Source organism: Capnocytophaga sp., from assembly GCF_030532915.1.
Classification (GTDB): domain Bacteria; phylum Bacteroidota; class Bacteroidia; order Flavobacteriales; family Flavobacteriaceae; genus Capnocytophaga.
Genome location: NZ_JAUNKD010000008.1, coordinates 17,813 through 41,930, shown reverse-complemented (window position 1 = coordinate 41,930; position 24,118 = coordinate 17,813). Strand labels below are relative to the sequence as shown.

Annotated in this window: 24 protein-coding genes; 3 read left to right on the top strand and 21 right to left on the bottom strand. The window is 39.4% G+C overall.

The genetic code is table 11. The annotated features are described in order from the left end of the window. Nucleotides 1–656 (bottom strand): OmpA family protein (locus Q4D72_RS03850; RefSeq protein ID WP_303076142.1); only part of this gene is annotated, 656 nt, incomplete at its 3' end. 20 nt (nucleotides 657–676) lie between these two features. Continuing rightward, complete coding sequence (locus Q4D72_RS03845; RefSeq protein WP_303076140.1) at nucleotides 677–1,165, bottom strand: lipocalin family protein; 489 nt, start codon at nucleotides 1,163–1,165, stop codon at nucleotides 677–679. Between the two features lie 153 nt (nucleotides 1,166–1,318). Here Q4D72_RS03845 and Q4D72_RS03840 point away from each other — a divergent pair, with 153 nt between their 5' ends. Further along, nucleotides 1,319–1,468: a hypothetical protein gene (locus Q4D72_RS03840; protein WP_303076139.1), complete on the top strand. Its 150-nt coding sequence runs from the start codon at nucleotides 1,319–1,321 to the stop codon at nucleotides 1,466–1,468. Nucleotides 1,469–1,541: 73 nt separating this feature from the next. On the opposite strand, the gene pgk is transcribed toward Q4D72_RS03840, so the two are convergent. Continuing rightward, a complete protein-coding gene (gene pgk / locus Q4D72_RS03835) occupies nucleotides 1,542–2,732 on the bottom strand; it encodes a phosphoglycerate kinase (protein WP_303076138.1) in 1,191 nt (396 codons plus the stop codon). Between the two features lie 215 nt (nucleotides 2,733–2,947). Here pgk and Q4D72_RS03830 point away from each other — a divergent pair, with 215 nt between their 5' ends. Then, nucleotides 2,948–4,408 carry a M20/M25/M40 family metallo-hydrolase gene (locus Q4D72_RS03830; protein ID WP_303076137.1) on the top strand — a complete coding sequence of 487 codons (1,461 nt, stop codon included), beginning with the start codon at nucleotides 2,948–2,950 and terminating at the stop codon, nucleotides 4,406–4,408. A gap of 472 nt (nucleotides 4,409–4,880) precedes the next feature. Here Q4D72_RS03830 and Q4D72_RS03825 read toward each other — a convergent pair whose 3' ends face one another. Continuing rightward, the gene (locus Q4D72_RS03825) at nucleotides 4,881–5,207 is read right to left on the bottom strand and encodes a nucleotide pyrophosphohydrolase (RefSeq protein WP_303076136.1); all 327 of its coding nucleotides are present in this window, start codon (nucleotides 5,205–5,207) and stop codon (nucleotides 4,881–4,883) included. Between the two features lie 302 nt (nucleotides 5,208–5,509). On the opposite strand from Q4D72_RS03825, the gene Q4D72_RS03820 reads away from it, so the two are divergent. Continuing rightward, nucleotides 5,510–6,724 carry an Ig-like domain-containing protein gene (locus tag Q4D72_RS03820; protein WP_303076135.1) on the top strand — a complete coding sequence of 405 codons (1,215 nt, stop codon included), beginning with the start codon at nucleotides 5,510–5,512 and terminating at the stop codon, nucleotides 6,722–6,724. A gap of 125 nt (nucleotides 6,725–6,849) precedes the next feature. Here the strand turns inward: Q4D72_RS03820 and Q4D72_RS03815 are convergent, their stop codons facing one another. The 17 genes from Q4D72_RS03815 to Q4D72_RS03735 all read right to left on the bottom strand — a co-directional run bounded on the left by Q4D72_RS03815 (nucleotide 6,850) and on the right by Q4D72_RS03735 (nucleotide 24,064). Beyond that, nucleotides 6,850–7,581: a tRNA threonylcarbamoyladenosine dehydratase gene (locus tag Q4D72_RS03815; protein ID WP_303076134.1), complete on the bottom strand. Its 732-nt coding sequence runs from the start codon at nucleotides 7,579–7,581 to the stop codon at nucleotides 6,850–6,852. A 1-nt stretch (nucleotide 7,582) separates the two neighbouring features. Beyond that, nucleotides 7,583–8,050: a hypothetical protein gene (locus tag Q4D72_RS03810; protein WP_303076133.1), complete on the bottom strand. Its 468-nt coding sequence runs from the start codon at nucleotides 8,048–8,050 to the stop codon at nucleotides 7,583–7,585. A 1-nt stretch (nucleotide 8,051) separates the two neighbouring features. Then, nucleotides 8,052–8,483, bottom strand: coding sequence for a ribose 5-phosphate isomerase B (gene rpiB, locus Q4D72_RS03805; RefSeq protein WP_303076131.1), 432 nt, complete (start codon nucleotides 8,481–8,483; stop codon nucleotides 8,052–8,054). A gap of 135 nt (nucleotides 8,484–8,618) precedes the next feature. Continuing rightward, a complete protein-coding gene (locus Q4D72_RS03800; RefSeq protein WP_303076129.1) occupies nucleotides 8,619–10,460 on the bottom strand; it encodes a SusD/RagB family nutrient-binding outer membrane lipoprotein in 1,842 nt (613 codons plus the stop codon). Nucleotides 10,461–10,471: 11 nt separating this feature from the next. Further along, complete coding sequence (locus Q4D72_RS03795) at nucleotides 10,472–13,618, bottom strand: SusC/RagA family TonB-linked outer membrane protein (protein WP_303076199.1); 3,147 nt, start codon at nucleotides 13,616–13,618, stop codon at nucleotides 10,472–10,474. Between the two features lie 2 nt (nucleotides 13,619–13,620). Next, complete coding sequence (locus tag Q4D72_RS03790; protein WP_303076128.1) at nucleotides 13,621–13,893, bottom strand: carboxypeptidase-like regulatory domain-containing protein; 273 nt, start codon at nucleotides 13,891–13,893, stop codon at nucleotides 13,621–13,623. Nucleotides 13,894–13,992: 99 nt separating this feature from the next. Beyond that, a complete protein-coding gene (locus Q4D72_RS03785; protein WP_303076198.1) occupies nucleotides 13,993–15,183 on the bottom strand; it encodes a glycoside hydrolase family 57 protein in 1,191 nt (396 codons plus the stop codon). Between the two features lie 240 nt (nucleotides 15,184–15,423). Then, nucleotides 15,424–16,023, bottom strand: coding sequence for a hypothetical protein (locus Q4D72_RS03780; protein WP_303076127.1), 600 nt, complete (start codon nucleotides 16,021–16,023; stop codon nucleotides 15,424–15,426). 98 nt (nucleotides 16,024–16,121) lie between these two features. Continuing rightward, nucleotides 16,122–17,411: a glycosyltransferase family 4 protein gene (locus Q4D72_RS03775; RefSeq protein ID WP_303076125.1), complete on the bottom strand. Its 1,290-nt coding sequence runs from the start codon at nucleotides 17,409–17,411 to the stop codon at nucleotides 16,122–16,124. A 449-nt stretch (nucleotides 17,412–17,860) separates the two neighbouring features. Continuing rightward, nucleotides 17,861–18,478 (bottom strand): peptidase E, encoded by a 618-nt coding sequence (locus Q4D72_RS03770; RefSeq protein ID WP_303076124.1) that lies wholly within the window; start codon nucleotides 18,476–18,478, stop codon nucleotides 17,861–17,863. A 269-nt stretch (nucleotides 18,479–18,747) separates the two neighbouring features. Further along, complete coding sequence (locus Q4D72_RS03765; RefSeq protein WP_303076123.1) at nucleotides 18,748–19,281, bottom strand: HXXEE domain-containing protein; 534 nt, start codon at nucleotides 19,279–19,281, stop codon at nucleotides 18,748–18,750. Nucleotides 19,282–19,287: 6 nt separating this feature from the next. Further along, a complete protein-coding gene (locus tag Q4D72_RS03760; protein WP_303076122.1) occupies nucleotides 19,288–19,782 on the bottom strand; it encodes a GNAT family N-acetyltransferase in 495 nt (164 codons plus the stop codon). After that, nucleotides 19,779–20,240, bottom strand: coding sequence for a YdeI/OmpD-associated family protein (locus Q4D72_RS03755; RefSeq protein WP_303076120.1), 462 nt, complete (start codon nucleotides 20,238–20,240; stop codon nucleotides 19,779–19,781). The genes Q4D72_RS03760 and Q4D72_RS03755 overlap by 4 nt, the downstream gene beginning before the upstream one ends. Before the next feature lie 245 nt (nucleotides 20,241–20,485). Then, nucleotides 20,486–20,797: a membrane-binding protein gene (locus Q4D72_RS03750; RefSeq protein ID WP_303076118.1), complete on the bottom strand. Its 312-nt coding sequence runs from the start codon at nucleotides 20,795–20,797 to the stop codon at nucleotides 20,486–20,488. A 335-nt stretch (nucleotides 20,798–21,132) separates the two neighbouring features. Beyond that, nucleotides 21,133–21,561 carry a hypothetical protein gene (locus Q4D72_RS03745; RefSeq protein WP_303076117.1) on the bottom strand — a complete coding sequence of 143 codons (429 nt, stop codon included), beginning with the start codon at nucleotides 21,559–21,561 and terminating at the stop codon, nucleotides 21,133–21,135. A 195-nt stretch (nucleotides 21,562–21,756) separates the two neighbouring features. After that, entirely contained in the window at nucleotides 21,757–22,131 is a 375-nt protein-coding gene (locus Q4D72_RS03740; protein ID WP_303076116.1) for a VOC family protein, read from the bottom strand. Next, nucleotides 22,115–24,064 (bottom strand): glycogen debranching enzyme N-terminal domain-containing protein, encoded by a 1,950-nt coding sequence (locus tag Q4D72_RS03735; RefSeq protein WP_303076114.1) that lies wholly within the window; start codon nucleotides 24,062–24,064, stop codon nucleotides 22,115–22,117. Before Q4D72_RS03735 ends, Q4D72_RS03740 begins: the two co-directional genes overlap by 17 nt. Between the last annotated feature and the right edge of the window lie 54 nt (nucleotides 24,065–24,118).

Sequence of the window (24,118 nt, the reverse complement as noted above, 5' to 3'; positions counted from 1 at the left end):
GCTTTCATTGTTTCATTCGGAACGATAACCACATTCACACGGCGGTTTTTGGCGCGCCCCTCAGGTGTGGCGTTGTCATATTCGGGTTTTTCTTCACCAAACCATTGCGTATTGAAGCGCCCCGATGCCAAGCCCTGACCGATAAAAAACTGAGTTACCGATTTGGCTCTTCGCTCTGATAATTTCATATTGTAGGCATTGCTCCCCGAACTATCGGTATGCCCCACAATAACAACGTTTGTTTCGGGATATTCGGCTAAAATTTTTGCCAATTTGTTAAGCGTTTCTTGCGAAGCCGCATTCACATCGGCTTTATTCGTATCAAAATAAACACCGCTGTTTTCGTCAAAAGTTACGATAATGCCCTCATCAACGCGTTTTACTTCGGCACCCGGAATTTCTTCTTCGATTTTTTTGGCCTGTTTGTCCATTTCATTCCCAATGATGGCACCGGCGGCTCCACCCACGGCAGCCCCTAAAACGGCGCCGAGTTCACTATTGCCTCCATCGCCTAAATTATTTCCTAAAATAGCGCCTAATAACGCCCCGCCGGCTGCCCCAATAACGGCACCCCGCTGTGATTTGTTTGAATTATTATAGGCCTGACAACCTACCAACGCCACCGAAATCAGCAGCATAACAATTATTTTTTTCATTGCTTTTTATTTTTAACTTATTAATTTTTAGTGAATTCCATTGAAATTACAAAAGGCGCTCCATCCACTTGTAAACTTTGTTTCCAAACCATACGGTCATCAGAGAGGTATGACAAATTCAGGCGAACACCTTTGTTGGTTTCCGATTTGTATTTTTGGTCTGTGGGTTTGAGCAAAAAATCATAATAGCCTGATTGTTTGTCAATTTCTTGAACCACAAAAATGAAATACCGCTCACCGGTGGCACATCCGTTTTGGGTGATGGTGTATGTGCCTCGAAAATTATTCGGAACAAATTTCCATACGCTTCCTTCAAAACATTCTTTTGAGGTGTCATTCAAAAGAGTAACATCAAACTTACCCGATTGATTGTAACTGATGCTCTTTAAAGTCCATTCCCCTTTGATACTTTTATTGGCAACGGTAGTTTCACGGGGTTTTGAAACCTTTGACGTGGTTGAACACGCCGCCAAAAACACACTAAACAGTAAAATTACGATTTTTTTCATTGCTTTTATTTTTTTGGCAAAGATAGCTTTTATTTTAAATACCTAAAACAATATTCGTTTTAATTGAGCGCAAATTTGCTTTTATGAAAAATTTTTCTGACCTTGCCAACGTTTTACACGTGTTTTATTTCAACCGATTAATTTTCAGAAAAGATGAACAGAAGCAAACAGAAAAAAACCATCACTAAAACCATTTTTATCATTTTGATATACGTTTTCTGCATCGTAAAAGCAATTGATGCCGCCGAACGATTTATGAAAGGCTGGAACTCGGTGAATTGCCACTGCTCCAAAACCCAATAAAACGAAAAATGTCACCCAATGCTGGGTGACACTTCCCGTTGTTTAACTAAAAAATTTACATTATGTGCTTTATTTACTCATAAATAGCCTGAATTCCGGGAAGGACTCTTCCTTCAAGGCTTTCGAGCATCGCTCCGCCACCTGTTGAAACGTAACTTACTTTATTTTCAAAGCCGAATTGCTTCACGGCAGCCACCGAGTCGCCTCCTCCTACGAGTGAAAAAGCTCCGTTTTGGGTAGCTTCGGCAATGAAATTCCCCACTTCAATGGTTCCTTTGGCAAAAGTCGGCATTTCAAACACGCCTACAGGCCCGTTCCACAAAATGGTTTTCGATTTTAGGATAACTTCTTTGTAATTTGCCAAACTTTTAGGTCCGGCATCCAATCCTTGCCATCCGTCAGGAATGTTTTTAATATCAACCACTTGGATTTTGGCATCGTTGCTGAAATCATCGGCAGCAACCACGTCTACCGGCAAATGAACTTCCACGCCTTTGCTCTTGGCTTGGGCTAAAATGTCCAAAGCAAGCTGTAATTTATCATCTTCGCAGATAGAATCACCAATTTTGCCTCCTTGGGCTTTCACAAAGGTGTAAGCCATTCCGCCTCCGATGATTAAGTGATTTACTTTATCCAGAATATTTTCAATAATAGTGATTTTTGATGACACTTTTGAGCCTCCCAAAATAGCGGTAACCGGTTTCTCGCCCGATTTCATCACTTTATCAATACTTTCAATCTCTTTGGCAAGCAAATATCCAAAACATTTGTCGTTAGGGAAGAATTTCGCTACGATAGTTGTTGAAGCGTGTGCCCGATGTGCCGTTCCGAAGGCATCATTTACGTACACATCGCCCAATTTTGCCAATTTTGAAGAGAATTCTTCGTTGCCTTTTTCTTCTTCGGCATAAAAACGAAGGTTTTCCAACAAAACTACGCTTCCGTTTGGAGCGGCAGCCACTGCTTTTTCGGCAACTTCGCCCACACAATCCTCTACAAAGATTACGGGTTTGCCCAACACTTTTGAAACCTGCTCAACGATGTGTTTAAGCGAGTATTTTTGGTTCTTTTCTCCCTTAGGGCGACCCAAATGGCTCATCAAAACGGCTGTTCCGCCATCGGCAAGCACCTTGTCAATCGTGGGCTTGGCAGCTTCGATACGGGTGTTGTCGGTTACTTTAAAGTTTTCGTCCAACGGAACGTTAAAATCCACACGGATTAATGCTTTTTTGTTCTTAAAATTAAAATTGTCAATGGTTTTCATCTTAATATTAATGAATTTGAATTGTTATCTATTTTTTTCAGGCTTCAAAAGTACGTATTTTTTTCGGCAACTAAAAATTTTAGCACGAAAAATTAGCACAAACCCTTCAATACTTTACAAAGCCACAAAATTACAAAAAACATTTTAATAAATCCGTATTGTTTTTTGCTGAATTTACACGTAAATTTGCCATATTTTTTAATAAACTTTATCGTATGAAACCGTATCTTGCATTATTTTTGTTTTTTACTGCCGGTTTTTGTTTTATTACTGCTCAAACTTCCAATCCTGATGATTTCAAAAACCACGTGGATTATCTTACATCCGAAGCCCTTGAAGGAAGAGGTTTAGGCACTGACGGAAAAAACTTAGCCACCGCCTACATCAAAGAACAATTTGCCCTCGCAGGGCTAAAACCTTTCGTTGAAAACTATCTGCAAGCATTCCCTTTGCAATTTTATCTGGCAAGAGTAAATGCCACCAACGTAATCGGGCTTGTGGAAGGTACAGACCCTATTTTAAAAGATGAATACATCGTTTTGGGTGCTCATTATGATCATTTAGGATATAATTTATCTGAAAATGATGAAAAAAATATCTATCCGGGTGCTGACGATAACGCTTCGGGAGTAGCAATGCTTATTGAACTGGCAAAATATTTTGCAAAACCTGAAAATAATCCCAAACGAAGCCTTATTTTCATCGCTTTTGATGCCGAAGAAAGCGGTTTACGGGGGTCAAATCATTTTGTGAAGCAGTTAGGCAACGAAAAACTGAAAAGCATAAAGGCAATGTTCGGTTTTGATATGGTCGGGATGCTTCAAGCCAATAACGGACTGGAATTAAAAGGAATTCAAACCCTTGAAAACGGAAAACAACTGGCTGAAAAACATTCAGGCAACCTGCAACTCTTTAAAATTAACAACGAAATTGAACAACGCACAGACACCCAGCCCTTCGGAGCGAAAGGAATCCCCGCCGTACACGTATTTACCGGAACAAAATCACCCTATCATCAACATTCTGACAAGGCAGATTTACTTGACTATCAAGGAATGGTTACAATAAATCAGTTTATGACAAACATACTGACCGAACTTGCCAATCAACCGCACGAAATAAAAGCAATACGGCATCTGAACAAACTTCGCCGGCGTGAAAACGTGCTCAGCCATCGCTTCCGAATGGGTTTTGTGCTTGATTTGGGCGTTGGCAATCATCTTTATAAAGAAAAACACTACAATGCAAAGACTTCATTTGCTTATGCAAGCGGTTTACATTTAAATTATAAGCTCTCGCGTGCTGCCCATTTGAGTTTGGAAGCATTATATGATTATACAACAAGTAAATCAGCAAACGGAACCTTTAAAAGACACTCGCTGACACTTCCCCTAAACATTGAACTGGGAACCCCTTCCCTTTCGGGCAAAAGCGATCGGTTTTTTCTATTTGCCGGACCTTATTTCCGACATAATTTCAGTGCAAAAGATGCAAGTGTTTCTTTAAATACTGCTGATTTTAAAGCTAATGAATGGGGATATAGCCTCGGTTGTGGTCTCGAAGCCTTAAATGTAGCGCTTACCCTCACCTACCGACGTTCTTTTTCTTCCATCTTACCATCAGAAACAATTTTCCAATCCGGAACATATCTTTCGATTACCTATAAATTTTTATAAATAGATGGATTACTGCCAAAACCGGCAATCGAAAAAGATTTCCGTTGAAAACTTTTTAATAAAATAGCAGTAAAATTAAATTTTCAAGCAAGGAAATTATTTTTTACTGATTAAAAATGTAATAAAACAGCAAGTAACTATTCTTTTTTAGATAGAAAACAGAATAACCCAGCAGTAAAATTATATTTTTTAGTACTAAAACTTTATTTTACTGATAGAAAAATCAATAATCAAGCAATATAATTATATTTTTTATCAAGAAAATTCTATTTTACTGATAGAAAATTCAATAATCAAGCAGTATAATTACATTTTCTATCAAGAAAATTTTATTTTACTGGTAGAAAAAACAATAAACAAGCTATAAAACAAATTCAGCAAGCTGTAATATGTCATTTTACACCTTGCTGAATCGTTTTTATGGCTATATAATTGTATTTTACAGCTTCCTAAAAAGAAAAACCACAACGGATTACTTTAATTTCTCGTTGTTGTGATGGCGGTCGTGGTCGCGCTTGGTTTTTTTATCCATTTTACGGTCAAAAGCCGCTTGCAAATCGATTCCCGTTTGATTGGCAAGACACAAAACCACGAAGACAACATCGGCAAGCTCCTCGCCCAAGTCTTTATCCTTATCGCTTTCCTTTTCGGACTGCTCGCCGTAACGGCGGGCAATGATGCGGGCAACCTCCCCCACCTCTTCGGTGAGTTGTGCCATATTGGTAAGCTCATTAAAATACCTGACTCCGTGTTGTTTTATCCAGTTATCTACTTCTAATTGCGCATTTTTGATGTTCATAAGCTCTATTTTTAAATTTTAAATCAAAAAAGAATGATTTTTAGTTAATCAAACGTTATTATTTCTCATCCTAAACGGAAAATCAAGTGCAAATATAGGCAAAAAGAAATGCCACAAAAAAATATCCGAACAAAAAATGCTTTTTTATTGGTGGTTTGACAGATAATTTATACTTTTGTAAGACCAATCAAGGATAACCAACCCAATTTCTTCCTTAATTGCATCGTTCTGTTAATCATTCATTAAAACAACTAACTGAAATTACTTTATGTTTTTGCATATAAATTAAAAATTTAACAATAATGATTAAACAAGTAAATGAAGTAGCTTCTTGGCAAGAAACCAAAGGGCTACGCAATGCAATCAAATTAAGTTTAGTGCTGGTAATGGGATTTTTGACACTCGTCGGTTGTAAAAAAGATGATGTTCAAACCACTGTTGCCGTAAGCGAAGTTAAATTCAGTGAAACGACACTGAGTCTGGTTGCAGGAAGTGAAAAAACCATTGCGGTAAGTATTCTTCCTGAAAATGCAACCGACAAAAGTATTGCTTGGACAAGCTCCCAAACGGAAGTAGCCCAGGTTGAAAACGGAAAAATAACCGCGCGCAAAGCCGGAAAAACAACCATTACTGCCAAATCAACAAACGGGAAAACAGCCAAATGTGAAGTTACCGTTACCCCAAAAGTAATTGAAGTTTCTGAAATTTCGCTGACCAAAACAACCCTTACCCTAACCGAAGGCACTTTTGAAAAATTAGCGGTAACCATTCTTCCGGCTGATGCCACCGACAAAAACCTAACTTGGACAAGCTCCAATACCGAAGTGGCAACCGTGCAAAACGGTATCGTAACGGCGCTCAAAGCAGGAACCGCAACCATTACCGCCCAGTCAAGCAATGGCAAAGCAGCAAAATGCGAGCTTACAGTCAACCAAAAAGTAATCAATGTAGAAGGAATTATCCTAACTGAATCAGAAGTTGTTTTGAAAAAAGGCGGAACAAAAGATTTACTGGCAATTTTAGTTCCTGAAAACGCCACCAACAAAAACATAACTTGGAGTTCCAACAAAACAAGTGTAGCAACCGTAACTAACGGAAGAATTACCGCCGTGGGAGCAGGCGAAGCCGTAATTACCGCAACTACCGAAGACGGCAAGCATTCAACAAGCTGTAAAGTGACCGTTAAGGAAGATACCCCGAAGTTTCAGTTCTCAAAAGACGTTGCCATTACCTTAAACGGTGAGGATATTCTGGCAAGCGAGCAAGTAATAAGCAATAACAATAGCTTAACTGTTTTATTGACGAACGTAAAAGCAGAAGACGCCAATAAAGTAAGATGGATTGTGGAAGGAGATGAGGGTATTATTTCAATTAAGAAAGATGCTGCCAATCCGCTTTTAGTTACCATTACAGGATTGCAAGCCGGCGAGGTTTCCGTAGTGATTGCCGATGAAACATACGACGAAAACTCTCAATACAATGACAATACACTGTCGTTTATCGTTATTGTAGAGTAAGAGAACCTATCGGGAAAAACAAAAAAGGGAATGTGCGTGCATTCCCTTTTCGTTTTTTTGATGGAAAAAACCATTTCCTTGATGTCTATTGATTTTTCTTTGCTCAGAAATTAAAATTACCTGCTTTATTGCGCTTCAGGAATGTTGATAAGATGATTAATCACGGTGGCGGCGGCGTGCAACCCGAAGGCGGCAGGCATATAACTGATGGTTCCGTAGAAGGATTTCTTGTAATTCGTGCCGTCAGTTTGTTGCATTGTGTCTTTCGGGGCGATTTCGGTTGAAAATACGGCTTTAAACCCCGAAGTAATGCCTTCTTTTTTGAGTCGCTTGCGGATATTTCGTGCCAGCGGGCAGTCGCGGGTGTTTTTAATGTCGGAAACCTTTACTTTCGAGGGGTCTAACACGCCTCCCGCGCCCATACTGCTGATAAGTTTGACTTTTTTTCGGCGTGCGGCGATGATAAGATTTAATTTTGGCGTAATGCTGTCGATGCAGTCCAGTACATAATCAAATTCGGTCGAAACCAACTCAAAAGCCCGCTCGGGGGAAAGGAATTCGGTCAAAACGGTGAGTTCCAAGTTCGGGTTAATGTCTTTCAACCGCAACGCAAGCACTTCCGCTTTGGGTTTTCCTACGGTACTTTGCAAGGCAGGAAGTTGGCGGTTCAGGTTGGTAAGGTCAAACACATCGCCATCAACGATTGTCATCTTCCCGACACCACTTCGGGCGATAAATTCCGCTGCAAATGAGCCTACGCCTCCCAATCCTACCACCAGCACGTTTGCCGATTTGAGTTTTTTGATTCCTTCCTCTTTTATAAGAAGTTCGGTGCGTTCCAGCCAGTTTTTTTCCATATTAATAATTTCGGTTAAGTGCTTCCCGTTCTTCTTTGTTGAGTTCCAAATCGGTTATTGCTTTTTCTTTCGTGGGTTTTAACGTAGTGAAATACAGTAACAAAGCTACCGCCAACAAAAGCGAATATATGTTTTGAGTTTTCATTGCAAAAATAATACACAAAATTGAAGTTCCTTCAATCAAAGCGAATTGTATAATGCAAGCTCCTTGAAAATCACCCAGTTTTTCGGCAAGCGTTGCTTTGGACTTTGCTTGCGAAAGCACTTTTTTGTATACTATTCTATGAGCGAAAAGCGCCACAAGCGTTGCGATTGCTGGAACAAGTAAAAGATGATTTGAAGTAGAAAATTCATACTTCCAGCTATCTTTATTTAAAAAATAGACAATGGCACCAAAAAATGCCTGTCCCAAAAACAACGCTAAATGAATGATTTTTATTGATTTGAAAAAACCTTGTTTCTCTTTCATCCTATGCACAACTTATTTTATTAACACGATTGGCGTGTCTTCCGCCTTCAAAATCAGTGTTTAAAAACGTTTTAACGATTTCAACGGCTTGCTCAATGGCGGTAAATCGCGCGGGAAGGCTCAGCACGTTGGCATCGTTGTGTTGGCGTGCCAGCGCGGCAATTTCTTTTGTCCAGCACAAGGCACAACGCACGCCCTGATGTTTATTGGCAGTAATGGCGATTCCGTTACCGCTTCCGCAGATGACAATGCCCAAATCAGCCTTTTTGGAAGTAACCGCTTGGGCTACTTTGTGTCCGAAATCGGGGTAATCAACACTGTCAAAGGTGTCTGTTCCAACGTTTAACACTTCAATATTTTGGCTTTCCAAATACGTTACGATGGCTTTTTTGTAATCCGGACCGGCGTGGTCATTTCCGATAGCTATTTTCATTTTTGATATTTTTTGAAGGGCAAAAATACAGAAAAGTACATAAAAGTACAAAACAACGGAATATCCTTTTTTTGATTAAAGATACTCCGTTGTTTAACAAGTATTTATACACTAACTATTTGATTGCAAACAAAGCTATTTTCCTTCTCCGTAATTCGGATTTTGTTTGTCGAACCACAATCGCTGATTATTGAGCAACTGTGGGTCATTTACTCCTGAGGTAAAACCTTGTTCATCAATTGATTTTTTAGTGTTTTGATAATTTTTATCATCTTCGGTTGGTGTACGCACCATAAAACGGCGCGGAAGTACCAAATCATTTCCGGCAGACTTTAATTCGCCCCAAGCCAAATACGCACTATTCTTTTTGGGATATCCCGAACGACGAACGGTAGTCCAAATATCACCCGAAGCTGTTGTAGCATAATTGATATACTGTTGGATATATACTTTCTCCAAACCGTCAGTAGTTAAGTTACAAGCAGGTTGCATTAACAGGGCATCAATTTCCCCTGATTTTAGTTTGATACTTCCTGATTGTTTGTCTGCTTCGGTTGTGTATACCGGATCTTCCTCATAATAAGGCAATTGATTGTTTTTGGCAACAGCATCCATACGTTCAACCGATAAACGAACTCCTTGATTGAAATAATCTTGAGCTGATTGAGGCAAATTTGCTCCTAAGAGTTTGAATTCTGCCAAAAATAAATTGGTTTCGCCAGCCGAACCTAAAACGATGTTAATCGGTGGATAATTATCTTTCACTTCAATGACACGTCCTCCGGGTTTAGTCGGATAGGAATAATTATATCCTGTGCGTGTATTTCTTTCGGAATAGGAAGATGTTGAAGCATAGATTTTTTCAACTCCACCCAAACTGATTTTATTACGCTCTCCTTGTTTGAAATATTCGTCATAAGCGGTATCATTTATTTTATCGGGAGAAATCGGAACGCCCACATAACGTACCCAAGGTTCACCAGGAGCTTTCCAACTTTGAAACTTATTATCCGGAGTTAAATTTACGTATTTTTTCACGTGTGGCGGAAGTTCTTTCCCTACTTGGGCAAAAGCATCAATTACTTCACTGTTAAAATGATTTTTAGTAAAAATAAACCGAAGGCGAGGGTCTTTATTTGTTACCATAAAATCAACGATAGGTTCGGCAGCAGAACCGGGCTGAGTTCCGTTGCCTGTACCGTAATATTTGATGCTTCGTCTGTAAATAAAATCATCAGCCAACTCATTCATATAACCCACAGGCGAACTTGCTACTTCTTCAGCTATTTTGATAGCTTTGTTTAAATCTGTATGAATTAAACGAGCCGCTATCTTCAATTTCAATAAATTACAAAATTTAGCCCATTTTTTATAATCTCCATTGAAAACAACGTCTTGTACTCCTAATTGCAATTGCCCACTTACAGAAAGCTCTGCAATAGCCTCATCAAGTTCTTGAAGCCACGTGTTAAAGAGCTGTTCCTGAGTATCGTATTCAGGCGTAAGCAAGGGTGGCGTGGTGTACGGAGCCAAAGCAGCTTGTGAGTACACTAACGAACCATACTTATCCGTAATACTTAGTGCAGGATGAATAACAGCCGGAAAAGTAATGGCACGTAAAGCTCTGTATTTTTCCTTTTCAGCGGCGGGCATTGCATCAATTCGGGCACGAATGTCACGAGCATTAGGGAACAAAGCTCCGTATAGGTTATGTCCGCCTGTATTTTCCATTTCATTCATTCTTAATCCGTTACCCAAACCAGATGTCGTTAATTGGCTCCACGGAAATATGTAATCAAAATTATCGTAAAACCAAATGGTATAATCATCAGTGTACATTGTTTCGATTACCTTCGCTGTTGAAAAACGCAAATCAGGAGTTGAAAGCGTGGAAGGATTGGTGTTTTTTTCGGCGAAATCCTCACGACTGCAACTCATAGCCAACACAGTTGTTATTAATAATATTATCTTTTTCATTTCTTTCAAATTTAAAAATCAATTGCTACGCTAAAAGTATAAGATGCGGTGTATGGCACAAAACTTCTCTCCAAGAAAGATTCGGAGCTGGTGGTTCCTCTAAAACTTTCAGGATTCAATTTGTTAGGCAATGAGTTATATAAATATCCAAGATTACGTAAATTAACTCCTAAATACAAATTTCTCATTTTCAACCTCTTGCTAACTTCACTTGGTAATGTATATCCTAACGATATGTTACGAAGAGCCACATAATTTACCTCGTGGAACCAATCATCATTTACTACTCCTTGTGCCCACGAATTTTTAAAATAATTATATGTACTTGCGTGTGAAGGCTCAATGTAACCTTTATCCATTGCTTCTTTGTAGGTTAATCCGCTTATATCTTGGGTTGCTCCTGCGGGAGTTTGTACATTTGTACCGGGAGCAAAAACGCCTTCAACAATTACACCATCTGAAAATGTTTGTCCTTTTCTATCAGGATATTGTGATGTCCACGTAATGCCACCGTGATGAGCATCACGCCCTTTTAATGATGTGTTCAAAAATCCGTTGGCTGTTCCGTATCTATTTGAAAAAGAAGCCATATACCCACCAAAACGAGCATCTAACATTACGGATAATGAAATCCCTTTATAGGTAAATGTATTTTTTAAAGAACCTTCAAAATCAGGTTGTATTTTACCGATTTCTTCCACTTCACCACTTCTTTCGTAATAAGCTGACCTTCCGTTGTTAGTCCATTTCAAGATAGGCATTCCGTTTCTTGGGTCATCGATATTATTTCCATTGGCATCTTTGGCTTGAAATTTTTTCGGAGCACTATCTGACATCAAAACGCCGTATTCACCACCCTCAAAAGCAACTGAAGCTATACGGAAATTACCATATGTTGGCGTTCCTCCCAACACTTTGTAAGCTCCATAATCTTCGTGTAAATCAGTAACTTGTGTTCTGTTTCGCCAATAATTAAACGCTATATCCCACACGAAATTATCAGTCCGAATTGGCTTAGCATCTACCTTCAATTCAAATCCATAATTCCGTAATGTACCAATATTGGTAAGCAAACTTTTGAATCCGGAAGCATTCGGAAGCGGAATATCTCCAATTTGATTGGTAATATATTCATCGTAATAAGCAATGTCAAAACCTAATCGATTATTGAAAAAACGTGCATCAAGACCTATTTCATACGAATTTTTACGTTCAGGTTTAATACTTTTATCAACCAATGTAGTTGAAATTTCATTCAAATAGATATTGTTTCCGTTGCTCATTTCGTAAGAACCAAGTGCATATCCCTTGTTTATGGAATAAGGGTCGGTGTCACTACCTACCTGAGCCCACGAAGCTCGCAATTTTCCGAAAGAAACCCACGATGGAAGCCCAAGAGTTTGACTAAAAATCCAGGAAGAACTCACCGATGGATAAAAATATGAGTAATTTCCGGTTCCGTCAGTGTAAACCAATGCCGATGACCAGTCATTACGACCCGTTACATCTAAAAATAATTGGTCTTTTAATGAAAATGAAGTTAAAAAGTAAAGCGAATTGATTTGTTTGGTTCCAAAAACACCCCCTGTATCGGCTACGGGTGTTTTTTTAGAGTTTTTTAAGTAAAATCGTCCCGGAACAATCAATCCTCCGTCAGTTCTTACACGCGTATCTGATTTTTCTTGCGTCCAAATTTCTCCTCCGATAACCGCATAAGCCGAAAGCCCATCAATAATATTTTTGGTGTAATCCAATGAAATTTTTCCGGTTTGGCTCACATCACGATAATGATAAATCGAATAATAACCTCCATCATTGGCATATCCACTACCTAATTGTTTATCTTCCTGTTTTATAGTGTAATAATTAACATTTCCTTCCAAACGAAGATTCAAATTTTTCAGAATTTCAGCAGATAATTTAACAATAGGGCGAACCACATTTTCATTGCGAACTTGATTGTGGTGATTATACGTAAACCAAATGCCTTTACCGGGAACATAAGCATACTCATCTCCGTAGTTGGCATTCGGGAGCCCTCCGTGTTTGGCTTGCCAATACTGATTTTGCTTGTACTTGGCTACGTCATACTGATTTGTCCAAGTTCCGTCTAAAAAATTAGCCGCCAAATCATTTCTCGGATTTTTTCCCTCAGAAAAAGTGTAAGAAATTGAAGCCTCAGCTTTTAACCAAGTTGCCAAATTATAAGCTCCTGAAAATAAAAGAGAATTTCGGGTAAATCCGTTATTGGGAAGCACGCCTGTACGCTGATTATACGAATCGGAAAGATAAAAGTTTCCTTTTTCATTACCTCCTGTTAAGGAAACGGAAGTAGTGTTACTTACACCCAAATTATAAACTTTCAGAACATTATTTTTATACGGAACATAAGGCACCAAATTACCGTCATAATCCACAATCATTGTATTTTCATTGAATTTGGGACCATAACCAAAACTTCCGCGAGGATGATTTATTCGGGTCGGATTTCCGTTGGCATCATAATAAAATTGCTCCGTGTCAAAACGAAAATATTGCCCATTGGCATTCGTTTTTCCATAACCTATAAATCCTGCCATAATCCCCTGTCCGTATTCGGTTTGTAATTCAGGCGTAGCATATACGTGATCAACTCCTAACGAATGCTTTACGGAAACTCCCAAACCTTTTGCTCCTGCACCGTTTTTGGTTTCAATCAAAACCACTCCGTTGATACCTCGCGAACCGTAAAGTGCCGTTGCGGCAGCTCCTTTTAAAACAGAAACACTTTTGTAATCATCTGGATTTAAATTTTTTAAAATATTACCAAAATCATCGGCACTTGTTTCCCAATCAGCACTTTTTCCTGAAATGTTGTTTTCTAAAATTACACCATCTACCACAAAAATAGGCTGATTGTTGCTGGAATTTAATGAAGAAACCCCTCGCACCTGAATTTTAGCATTCCCAAAAAGTCCTCCGTCAGAAGCTCCAATACTCACTCCGGCCGACTCGCCCTGCAAAGCCGATACGGGATTAACCGTATTTGTTTTGGCAAGCTCTTCTCCTTTTACTTCGGTCATTGCATAACCCAACTTTTTGGTTTCGCGTTTAATACCGAGTGCCGTAACAACAACTTCATCAAGATGCTGTGCATCTTCTTTTAGTAAAACATTGATAATTAACGTTTTACCCCCCCCACTACTTTTTTATCTTGTGGAAGAAAACCAATGTAACTAAATGTCAGTACCTCACCTTGTTGTACTTTAATTTCATAGTTACCATCAAAATCCGTACTAACCCCGCGAGTTGTGTTTTTAACCAAAACATTTACTCCCGGTAACGGTACTTTGTTTTCATCAGTAACTGTTCCTTTTACTGATACTGTTTGTGCTAACAACGATGTACAACAACCAAACACAAACAGAAAAAGTGTTAAAATTTTTACCTTCATAAAATTATCTTTTAATTAAATTCAATATAAAATAAAAGTGTTTTAAAAATGAAAACTGTCATAGTTCACCTCAGAACCATAGCAGTCTATTTCTTAAAATCACTTCGCTTCCAAACGTGTAATGAAATCACTCAAAATATTCATATAATTGATAAATGCCTCATACGGAGATTCGTAGGGCGAGAAATATTTATGATAATCCGAGGTGGAAAACAGTTTGGTACGCATATGATAAAAATGCTCGCTGGCTTGCAAACGGCTGTAATCCTCTAAAAGCTCAGTACTTTTTTTCTTCTTCACAACCGACTGAACCTTAAAGAGTTGCTCAAAGGCTTCTCGCTGTAATTCGTTTCCGAGCCACGAGGTGGTGTCACGCTCTTCGTCCGTCCACGAAATGGGGAAAGGCACGTTCAGCACGTCTTTCGGTTGGTGTTTTTTTACGACTTCTTTCGGAAGAAGAAACTGATAATCAACATCTTCCATCATATTTTTCACAAAATATTCCAAAAAGTCAAAAATCCCGCTTTCCTTACGATTGTAATAGCCAATCACGTCGTAATTCATAAACAAATTTAACACTTCGGTTTCTGCCAAACTGTATTTCACCCAATCGGCATATTTTTCAGACGTTAGCGGATATTCGCCCCAACGAACGTCAGAAAACCGAACCGCAATATCATCACTTAACTTACTGTTTTTTAGCAATAAATTCAAGTTTTCGTTTATCGGATTTTTATACACGAAATTCGGACTTTTCCAACCCAAAACGTGTTTCGCCCCGTCGGTCAGCATCGTTTTGAAGCCGAGTTTCGCCACCCGCTCCCCGATTTTGTCCGAATAAATCAACGACGTGTTGCGGAAAGTTACGGGCTTCTTGCCAAAAAGATTTTTCACCGTGGCGATGTGGCGTTTTACCTGTTGCTCAAACTCGTCGGAATCCTCTGAAAGTGAAGCCAATGAGTGCGAATATGTTTCCGCCAGAAATTCCACCGCATCGGTTTTGGCAAGCTCTTGAAACGAACGGATAACCTCGGGTGTGTGCATACTGAGTTGGTCGATTGCCGAACCCGAAATGGAAAAAGCCACCTTAAATTTGCCGTTGTACTTTTTTATCAAGCTGAGCAACAGTTCATTGGCGGGGAGGTAACAATTTTCGGCAAGGTCTTCCAATTCGGAGCGATTGGCGTAATTGTCAAAATAATTGTGTTTCTTCCCGATGTCAAAAAATTGGTATTTTCTGAGGCGTTCGGGGTGGTGAATTTGGAAATAAATGCAAACTGATTTTTTCATATTGCTGTCTGTTTTTCTATTCATTATAAATCTTTTTAAATAATAGTTATCTGATTTTCGCGTGGTTATGTTTTATATCTAATTTCATATATAAACACAGCCAAAGCAAAACTCTGGCTGTGTTTTTATTGGTTATGTACTCACTTTACAGTTGAAAGTGAGTAAATTAAAATCCAAAAAATAAAATGTGTTATATTCCATAAATAATTTAATATCCTGTCTTAAAAACTACTTACATCATCAAAAATGGTACAAGAGCGATAGTTTTAAGATACTTTGGTTGTTCAAAACATAATTTTTGGAAGCTCTGTTGCCATAAACAGCGTTTAGATAAATCCCTAAACTATTTTGCAAACTTATGGGAAGCTCTACCCCAACTTCCAAAGGCATATTAAAAAACCAAGCTCCGTTATTGTCTTTCAAAGTATTACCATTGTTATTCCAAGAATACGCTACGGATTTATTTCCTTGAACGCCTATACCAAAAGCAATTTTATTTTTAAATTGCTCGGACTTCCAAACGTAAAAACGCATTTTTAACGGAATTTCCAAAAATGTGGCTTTCACATTGGAATAACCACTTCCGTATAAAGAACCACTGGCAAAATGTGACGCTCCTAATCCTAATTGCAACCGTATTCTATCTGAAAAATAACGACTTATAGCCATACTAACATTTGCCGAACTTCCTGAAATTCCAAAATGTTCACTTTTCAAATCTGCCATTCCCAAACCGATAGAAATATCGCCTTCCCACTTGAATTGTTGAACGTTTCCAGTTTGGGCAAACCCCAAAGCAAAATAATGGCATAAAATTACGATAAAAATAATTCTTTTCATAAGGAAAAATATATATTTTTATAAAAAAGTTGAACTTAACGCAAAATATCGTATATCTTCCATTCGTTTTGAGTGTCAATCATCCGGCTGTTTTTTCCCTACCCCACAACCATTTCATAAATGGTTTTGAGTTTTAAGGAAGCGTTTTCCCATTTGAGTTGGTTTACTTCGTCATAGCCCTCGCGCGACATATAATCGGCGAGCGTGGGGTAGGAAATGATGCCGTAAATGGCGTCGGCTAACGCATCAATGTCCCAATAATCAACCTTAATGGCGTGGTCCAAAACCTCAGCCACGCCCGACTGTTTCGAGATGATGGTAGGCACACCCGAACGCATCGCTTCCAAAGGCGAAATCCCGAAAGGCTCTGACACCGAAGGCATCACGTACACATCGCTGTAACGGAACATTCGCTGCACTTCGCCGCCCCGAAGAAAGCCCGTGAAATGAAACCGCGTACCGATGCCCAACTGTGCCACACGACGGACAAGCGGATTCATCTTCTCGCCACTGCCCGCCATCACAAAGCGAACGTTCGGAACCTTTTTGAGTACCTTGGCGGCAGCTTCGACAAAGTATTCCGGTCCTTTTTGCAGCGTGATTCTTCCTAAGAAGGTAACGATTTTATCCTTGATGCCTCGTTCTTCCTTTTCGGAAGTCTCGGCAGAGAAATCGACGGCATTGTGCACCGTTATGACTTTCTCGGCATCGATTCCGTACTTCTCCACCACGATGTTGCGCGTCCAGTTACTCACCGTGACAACGATGTCGGCGGCTTCCATTCCGCGTTTTTCGATGTCGTACACCAATGTATTGCGGTTGTGTTCCCCTCCCCTATCGTATTCGGTGGCGTGCACGTGAACGACCAACGGTTTTCCCGATAATTTCTTGGCGACAATCCCTGCGCTGTACGTGAGCCAATCGTGGGCGTGAATGACATCAAAGTCGTGATTCTTCGCCACCGTTCCGGCAACCAATGCATATCGATAGACTTCCTCCATCAGGTTTGCGCCGTACTTGCCCGAGAATTGGAATTTGTTTTTGAAGGAAATTTTCTCCTTGTTTTCGCCCGTTTTCAGATAGGCTTCCCGCTCGCGGGCAAAGGTTTCGGGGTCTAAATACGGAACCAAGTTCGAGCCAATCTCCATAAAGTTAATGTTCTTCCAGAATTCTTCAATGTTTTCCATATTTTGAAGCATTTCCACATCGCTTGCGTTGATGATGTCGGCAACCGAACTATCTTCATCACCGCCCGCTTTTGGCATCACAAACAAAACGTTTACGTCGTGCTTTGCCAAACCCTTGGCGATGCCGTAACAAGCCGTGCCAAGCCCGCCGCTGATGTGGGGCGGAAATTCCCAACCGAACATTAGTACTTTTATATTCATATCTTGCTTGCTCATTTAATAGTCTGATTTAATTAGTTTTTGGTTTTGTTAATCTTTCGTAGAGATGTAATAAACTATGTTATAAATCATATCAAATATAACAAATTACATCTTAAATATAATAAAATCCACACCGGATACAATACATTGCGTCTCTACCGGTGAAATGTTAAACCTGCCTGTATTTTTGTCGTTGTCTTTTATACATTGTTCTTGCTTATTTTAGCTATTTTTAATCTATTTTCTGTAAGAAATTATCTTTCCCAAGCTTTGGGCGACCTTTCCCAAGCCATCGGAAAGTTTTCCCAAGACTTAGGAAACCTTTCCTAACATTCAGGAAATCTTTCCCTCCGTAGAGATGTAATTTATTACATCTCAAATCTAATAAATTTTATATTAGATGCAATAAATTGCGTCTCTACTCGTGAAATAAAATAACTTTAATGATGTTATTTCGATTTAACTTCAATTTTCTCCCCGCGAATACAAATTGCCTGTGAATTGGTAATCGGGTATAAATCAAGTGTATCGCCATAAGTTACTATAATTTTTTCAACCGCCTTCACAAACGGAAAATTAGTATAATGCGGGACGGGACAAAAATCAATCACATTCAAGGCTGAAAACGATTGCAATTCAGGGGCTTCTTTGGTGCTATCCATTTTTGTAACATATTCAATATTAGGAGAAAGAATCATTGACCCCGCCGACTCACCGATGTACGTTTTTCCTTTTAAAATTTCCTCCGTGATGATTTTATCCGCTCCTGATTTTTTCATTTCTTGAAGCAGGAAAAAAGTATTTCCACCCGTAACATAAATAAAATCATTGGTTTGCAGTTTCTGCTTAATTTCATCAGATGTTGCAGTGGAAATTTCCAGTTCATCAACAATAAGTCCCATTTTTTCAAGAGCTTTTTTCCCTGCTTTCACATAAAAAGTCACTTTTTCCGTAAGGCTCCCCGTAGGGATAAAGGTAACCCTCTTGCCATCGTTTCCCAAACCTATAAACTCTTCAAAAATCGAAGCAACATCTTTAAAAGACGAACATAAAAATATATTTTTCATATGCTTTTTCTAATTCTTTTACAACAGACGCAATAAATTGCGTCTCTACAAGGGCAATACATACCTTTTTAAATCGCACTTAAAAACAACCTTCATTCAATCTGTTTTCGGCTGAAAACACATTGCATATACACCACTGAAATACAACGAATTAAATTCTTTCCTAATAGAACCTTTATTTGTCTGTAAAGATACTTCTTTTTTTATTCTTTTACAAGCTAATTGTTAATTTTTTTAAGAAATTTTTAATAACTCTATCCTGATACACATCAAAATCGGCTTTTTCTGAATTTCTGAAACTTCGAAGCCCAGAAAAATGCCAACGGAAAAGACAATACCATCAACGCCAACCCAATGATTGTCCACCACCATACTTGCGTAACAGAAAGTAAATCAGCTTTTAAAAAGACGAAAAACGTATATCCGCAATAAGGAATTGACAGCAACGTGGTGATAATCATCGGAATGTAAGCTCCGTATGCCACCCATTGCCCGATATACACCAACAAATGGATAAAAAACGCCATAAACGCCGCAAACCACCAACCATAATTTTCTGTCATCATCGCTCCGTAACAAACCACCGAAAGCAGTACGAATTCGTGAGCCACCGCAACGGCAAAATCCGCTGTGGAATATGCGAAAAGTCCGTTTCGGGTTAAAAAGGCTTCGAACTTCGGGAAACGTTGCTTCAATTTGTTCCTGTTTTTGGAAAGCCACGCCTCAAACATCACAATTTCCTCAAAATCGTGAATCATAAACACCACGGGAAGCAACGCCATCAGTAATTGCAATTCGGTCATTGGTAATTATAAATTATTGTTTTTCAAATGGATTACCATTACATAATCGTACTCGTTTTCCTTAACGATGTGAAACCCCATTTTCAAGTACATCTGTGCGGCATAATTGGCTTTTTGCACGGAAAGCGATGCTTTTTCATATCCTTTATCGGAAAGATTATCAAGCAATTGCCTGAATAATCGCGTTCCGATACCTTGCCTGCGATACGGGGCGTACAACGAAACGGACAGCGAGGGCGTTTGCTCATCCACGTGTCCGTAATCTTTAACGATACGAGACCACGCCGCCCCGACGATTTTTCCATTTACCTCAGCCACCATCGCAAAATCGGCTTTTTTTGTCCCGAAATCGGCGATGTAAAGTTGCAATTCGGGCAACAAAACAATATCACGCGGAGGCGGTTGCGTACCTTCGGGCAGAAAAATAGCCTCATACAAAAAATCTTCTAACAGCGGATATTCAGCGGGTTGCATCGGGCGTATGACAGTTGCTTCTTTCATAATTCATCACTTATTTTGTTAATAATTTCCACAATCCGTTGGGCTTTATCATCTTCATTTTTAGACTGATATATCCAATCAATGAGTTTTTTCTGTTTCGCTTCGGAGTACGATTCGAACGCTTTCAGTAAATGCGGTTCGTCTTGCAGACACATTTTAAGTTCGTGAGCAATTTCCGAAGGCGTATTATCCTCATACAGAACAATATGCACGCTATCACCCGTCTGTTTTCCTATTTTCTTTCGGATTTCGGCTTTCAGGGGCAGAAACAATTTTCCGTTTCCCATCGATTGGAGGTGATACTTTTCGATGGCATATCCGTCAATCGTTCCGAAAACCCGTACCCACCCGAAAGGAGCATTTTTATCGGGCTTTATTTCAGGAAGTTGCACAAACGACCAACCTCCTTTGCCCTCAAATTTTTCAATCGTATAGGTTTTGTCGGTTAAAAGTTTCATTGTTTTTATGTCGTTTTCAGTTAATATGCGATTTGCTGCGAATGTAGGGGCAAAATATTTTTTGCCCTGATAATCGACCAGAGGGCGAAAGATTTTTCGCCCCTACAATGGCGGTATTCATTCCCTTTGTGTAAGGGCGTATTGCAATTGCTTCGCCTATTCGCTTACGCTCGGGTCGCCCCTACAACGTGATGGATATTCATTAATGCAACGTGATGATACGCAATAAATTGCGTATTTACGGGTTATCGTTTATCCTCAAAACCGAATTCACGCCAACGCTCCTGAGGCTCCCCTATTTTGATGTATTTTTTTAACATCGCATAGGTTTCTTCGGTCTTGGAAAGGTGTTTTTCCAACTCGGCGGTTTTTTCTTTGAGCTGGGCTTTGAGTTTTTCCTGTTCGGCATTGGTTTCGACCGCCTTTTTGTGGGCAGCGTCCAACTTATCACGCATTTGAACCGTAACGCCTGCGGGCAGGCTCTCGCCTCGTTCTGTCAAGGCTTTTACTAATAACTGTGCCGATGCTATAACCTCGGCGAATGATTTTTTTCTCATCGTAAATTGATTTTTAGGTTAATAAATTCAATAAAATTACTATTTCATAAATAAAACAGATATAGAATTCTATTCTACACCCGTAGAATTTTTATCTACTGATGAAGATAGCTGTTCTTCATTAGTAGAATTTATCTCTTCATACGAAGAATTTAATTCTACATATAGAGAATATTCTTCTTCACTTGAAGAATTGTTTTCTACATAAGAAGAATATTTATATTCATCTGTTCGGTTTGTGTAGGGGCAAAACATTTTTTGCCCTGACAATCGACCAATGAGGGCGAAAAATTTTTCGCCCCTACGACGTGACGGATATATAAACAATAAAAATGCTATTTTACATATCGGAATTTTTTGCGACCATCTTGTATTTCAATCCGTTTGACCTCATCTAAGGAAATACTTTTTGGAGCGTTGATAAACCTTGACTGATTTCCCACAACGTTTCCGTTCTGTAAATAAATACCATCGAAATAAAATATCGTTTTGTTACCATCTTTTTCCGTAAACCGAATTTCAATCGAAGGTGTTTTTTCTAACATTATCTTCCTGTTATTCTTATCAATACATATTATGCTATCCACCGGATTTACCAAAAAATCAGCCACATTACCCAACGGCATACGCACCTGAACCGTTTTTAAACTTGCTGAATCAATATTCTGAAATTGCTCCTTAAAACTTTGTACAGGGATTTGGTATGTGGTACAGCTCTGCAACAAAATAAGTCCGAAAACTAAAAAAATGATATTTTTCTTCATACTTTATGTTCTGATTTATGACAGCGGAAGGGATATATCCCTTCCCTACAATTCGTTGGTAAGCTGTTTGGCACGTAACAATTCGGCAACATTTCGGGCTTTGGAAATACAACCCCGCGAATGAAACGGCGGATTGCCATCGTAAATCGCCGAAATGGTACTTACATCGTATCCGCTTAATTCTTTTCTAAATTATCAATGTTCTGAACGATAATCCGTAAAACCCAACATATTACCCGATGGGTCTAAAAATTCAACTGCCCAACCTGTTTTTATCGGAAAAGGAGGAGTTAAAAACTCTACTCCTTTTTTATGTAATTCCTCATAAGTTTTTTTTACATCATCTACTTCAATCCAAATTGTTGGTTTCACATTAGGGAATTTACTTCTATCTTTCAAAATAATTGCAGGTTCTTCATTACCAACTTTAAATGCTATCATTCCCATTTGTGAAAAATCGAATTTGGTTTCTAACCCTAAAACTTCAGCAAAAAATTGTTTACTTTTTTGAAAATCCTCCGCTGGAAGAAAAAAATTATCGTAATTCATATTTTTATCTTTTAAATTCATTCGTAAGCTGTTTGGCACGTAACAACTCGGCAACGTTTCGGGCTTTGGAAATACAACCCCGCGAATGAAACGGCGGATTGCCATCGTAAATCGCCGAAATGGCACAAACCCCGTGGTCGCTCATTTCTTGTTCAAAATCCGATAAAATGTTTTGGGCTTCCGCCGTGTAGGTCGCTCCGTATAATTTTAAATTCGCTTCGATGTAAAACCCTACAAACCAAGGGTGTACCGAACCGTTGAAGGTCGCACGGTCGCGGTCAAACACATTGCCGATACTCACACTTTCGTAGTTTTTGTTTTTCGGCGATAACGAACGTAACCCTCTGGGTGTGAGCAATTCTTGTCGGACAATATCCAACACTTTCTTTTTGCTTCGTTCACTCAACGGCGAATAATCCAACGCACACGCAATCAGCTGATTCGGACGAACATCGTGGTTTTGGTGGGCATAACTCACGTAATCCGCCAAGTATTTTTTATCGTCAATCCAGAAGGTTTCCACGAAACTTTTGGCAATTTGCTCGGGCAACGACTTCCATTCTTTCAGAAAATCTTTGTCTTTTGCACTTTCCGCCAAGGCAATGGCATAACATACAGCATTGTACCACAGTGCATTAACCTCCACCACGTAGCCGTTTCGGGGGACAATCGCACCGCCGTCAAATTGGGCATCGACCCACGTGAGCGGACGGCTAATATCTTCTGACCAAATCAGTCCGTTATCGTCCATTCGCAGCGATTTGTGTCGTGCCGTTTTGTAGCTTTCCAAAATGGTTTGCATCATCTCGCCGAATTCTTTCCAAAGCTGTTTGGGTGTTTTTTTGGTGTATTTTTCATACTGCTGAATCGTCCAGAAAAACCACAATGACGTATCGGCATCGTATTGAGGTTCAGCCACGTGCGTGCTTATCGTCTTTTCAAAAAGTCCGTTAGAAAAATATTTTTTAACCGACGTAAGTACCTCATCAAACGTCTTTTGCGTATTTTCCGCCAAGGCAATCCCCGGAAGGGCGATGAACGTATCCCGCGTGTTGCTGTTGTACCAATGATAGCCTTCTTTGACGCGAATTTCGCCCGCTTTGTGGATTAAAAACTGCGAAGCGGAATAATTCAGGCATTCCTCGAACGAATTTCGCTCGCTACGTTGGTTCATCAATCGGGTAAATTTCTGTTTGAGTTGCTTGCTGTTGTTTTCCTCCGTACTTGCCGAAAATACAACGCTTTCGCCCTTTTTGATGCTCAATTCAAAATAACCGAGCGTGAGCAAATCTTCCGTATAATCGTAGCCACGTTCTTTTTCTTTCTTATAGAAGATATTTTTGTTCCAATTCGGATTGTATTCAAAATCAGCATCTTGGCTTAATTGCAAATGCAAATACGGAAAATCGGGATAGAGTTTGGTTTTGATTCCGCAATCAATTTTTTCAATGTTTTTATTTGCCAAATCATTGGCTTTGCTCAACGAATGGATATCGCGAAACGCTAACAACGGATTGAGCCTCAATTTGGTAGGGGAGTGGGCTTCGAGCAGGGTGTAACGCACCAAAACCTGAGGTTCGTTATGCACCATCAAGATTTCTTTTTTGAGCGTAACGCCGCCCACCTGATAGATGACCGTAAAGGCTTTTTCGTAGGAAACATCAACGATGTACTTGTGTCCGCGCGGTTCGTACGTTTCGGGATACTGATGCACAGCGAAGTTGAAATCGCGTCCGTGCTGAATAATGGTTTCATCGAGCGAGGAAAGCAAGACGTGGTTTTGTCCTCTGAAATTTTCAAGCGGAACCACCAAAAGTCCGTGATATTTTCGGGTGTTGCAAAAAACGAGGGTCGAAGAGCTGTATCCGCCCCCTCGATTGGTTCCAAGGAACTCTCTGTCAAGAGAATACTCCAAATTGATTAATTCTTTCTTTTTGAATGTTAAATAACTCATATTATTTTATTATTTTAATTAACAGTTATCAATGAACAAATAACAATGATTCAA

Coding starts and splice junctions, on each gene's coding strand:
- Q4D72_RS03755 (WP_303076120.1), bottom strand. CDS start 20,240: ATGAAACTTTTAACCGACAAAACCTATACGATTGAAAAATTTGAGGGC.
- Q4D72_RS03800 (WP_303076129.1), bottom strand. CDS start 10,460: ATGAAAAAGATAATATTATTAATAACAACTGTGTTGGCTATGAGTTGC.
- rpiB (WP_303076131.1), bottom strand. CDS start 8,483: ATGAAAATAGCTATCGGAAATGACCACGCCGGTCCGGATTACAAAAAA.
- Q4D72_RS03845 (WP_303076140.1), bottom strand. CDS start 1,165: ATGAAAAAAATCGTAATTTTACTGTTTAGTGTGTTTTTGGCGGCGTGT.
- Q4D72_RS03840 (WP_303076139.1), top strand. CDS start 1,319: ATGAACAGAAGCAAACAGAAAAAAACCATCACTAAAACCATTTTTATC.
- Q4D72_RS03745 (WP_303076117.1), bottom strand. CDS start 21,561: ATGAAGAAAAATATCATTTTTTTAGTTTTCGGACTTATTTTGTTGCAG.
- Q4D72_RS03775 (WP_303076125.1), bottom strand. CDS start 17,411: ATGAATATAAAAGTACTAATGTTCGGTTGGGAATTTCCGCCCCACATC.
- pgk (WP_303076138.1), bottom strand. CDS start 2,732: ATGAAAACCATTGACAATTTTAATTTTAAGAACAAAAAAGCATTAATC.
- Q4D72_RS03820 (WP_303076135.1), top strand. CDS start 5,510: ATGATTAAACAAGTAAATGAAGTAGCTTCTTGGCAAGAAACCAAAGGG.
- Q4D72_RS03785 (WP_303076198.1), bottom strand. CDS start 15,183: ATGAAAAAATCAGTTTGCATTTATTTCCAAATTCACCACCCCGAACGC.
- Q4D72_RS03765 (WP_303076123.1), bottom strand. CDS start 19,281: ATGACCGAATTGCAATTACTGATGGCGTTGCTTCCCGTGGTGTTTATG.
- Q4D72_RS03760 (WP_303076122.1), bottom strand. CDS start 19,782: ATGAAAGAAGCAACTGTCATACGCCCGATGCAACCCGCTGAATATCCG.
- Q4D72_RS03780 (WP_303076127.1), bottom strand. CDS start 16,023: ATGAAAAGAATTATTTTTATCGTAATTTTATGCCATTATTTTGCTTTG.
- Q4D72_RS03815 (WP_303076134.1), bottom strand. CDS start 7,581: ATGGAAAAAAACTGGCTGGAACGCACCGAACTTCTTATAAAAGAGGAA.
- Q4D72_RS03735 (WP_303076114.1), bottom strand. CDS start 24,064: ATGAGTTATTTAACATTCAAAAAGAAAGAATTAATCAATTTGGAGTAT.
- Q4D72_RS03740 (WP_303076116.1), bottom strand. CDS start 22,131: ATGAATTTAAAAGATAAAAATATGAATTACGATAATTTTTTTCTTCCA.
- Q4D72_RS03770 (WP_303076124.1), bottom strand. CDS start 18,478: ATGAAAAATATATTTTTATGTTCGTCTTTTAAAGATGTTGCTTCGATT.
- Q4D72_RS03750 (WP_303076118.1), bottom strand. CDS start 20,797: ATGAGAAAAAAATCATTCGCCGAGGTTATAGCATCGGCACAGTTATTA.
- Q4D72_RS03790 (WP_303076128.1), bottom strand. CDS start 13,893: ATGAAGGTAAAAATTTTAACACTTTTTCTGTTTGTGTTTGGTTGTTGT.
- Q4D72_RS03825 (WP_303076136.1), bottom strand. CDS start 5,207: ATGAACATCAAAAATGCGCAATTAGAAGTAGATAACTGGATAAAACAA.
- Q4D72_RS03830 (WP_303076137.1), top strand. CDS start 2,948: ATGAAACCGTATCTTGCATTATTTTTGTTTTTTACTGCCGGTTTTTGT.
- Q4D72_RS03810 (WP_303076133.1), bottom strand. CDS start 8,050: ATGAAAGAGAAACAAGGTTTTTTCAAATCAATAAAAATCATTCATTTA.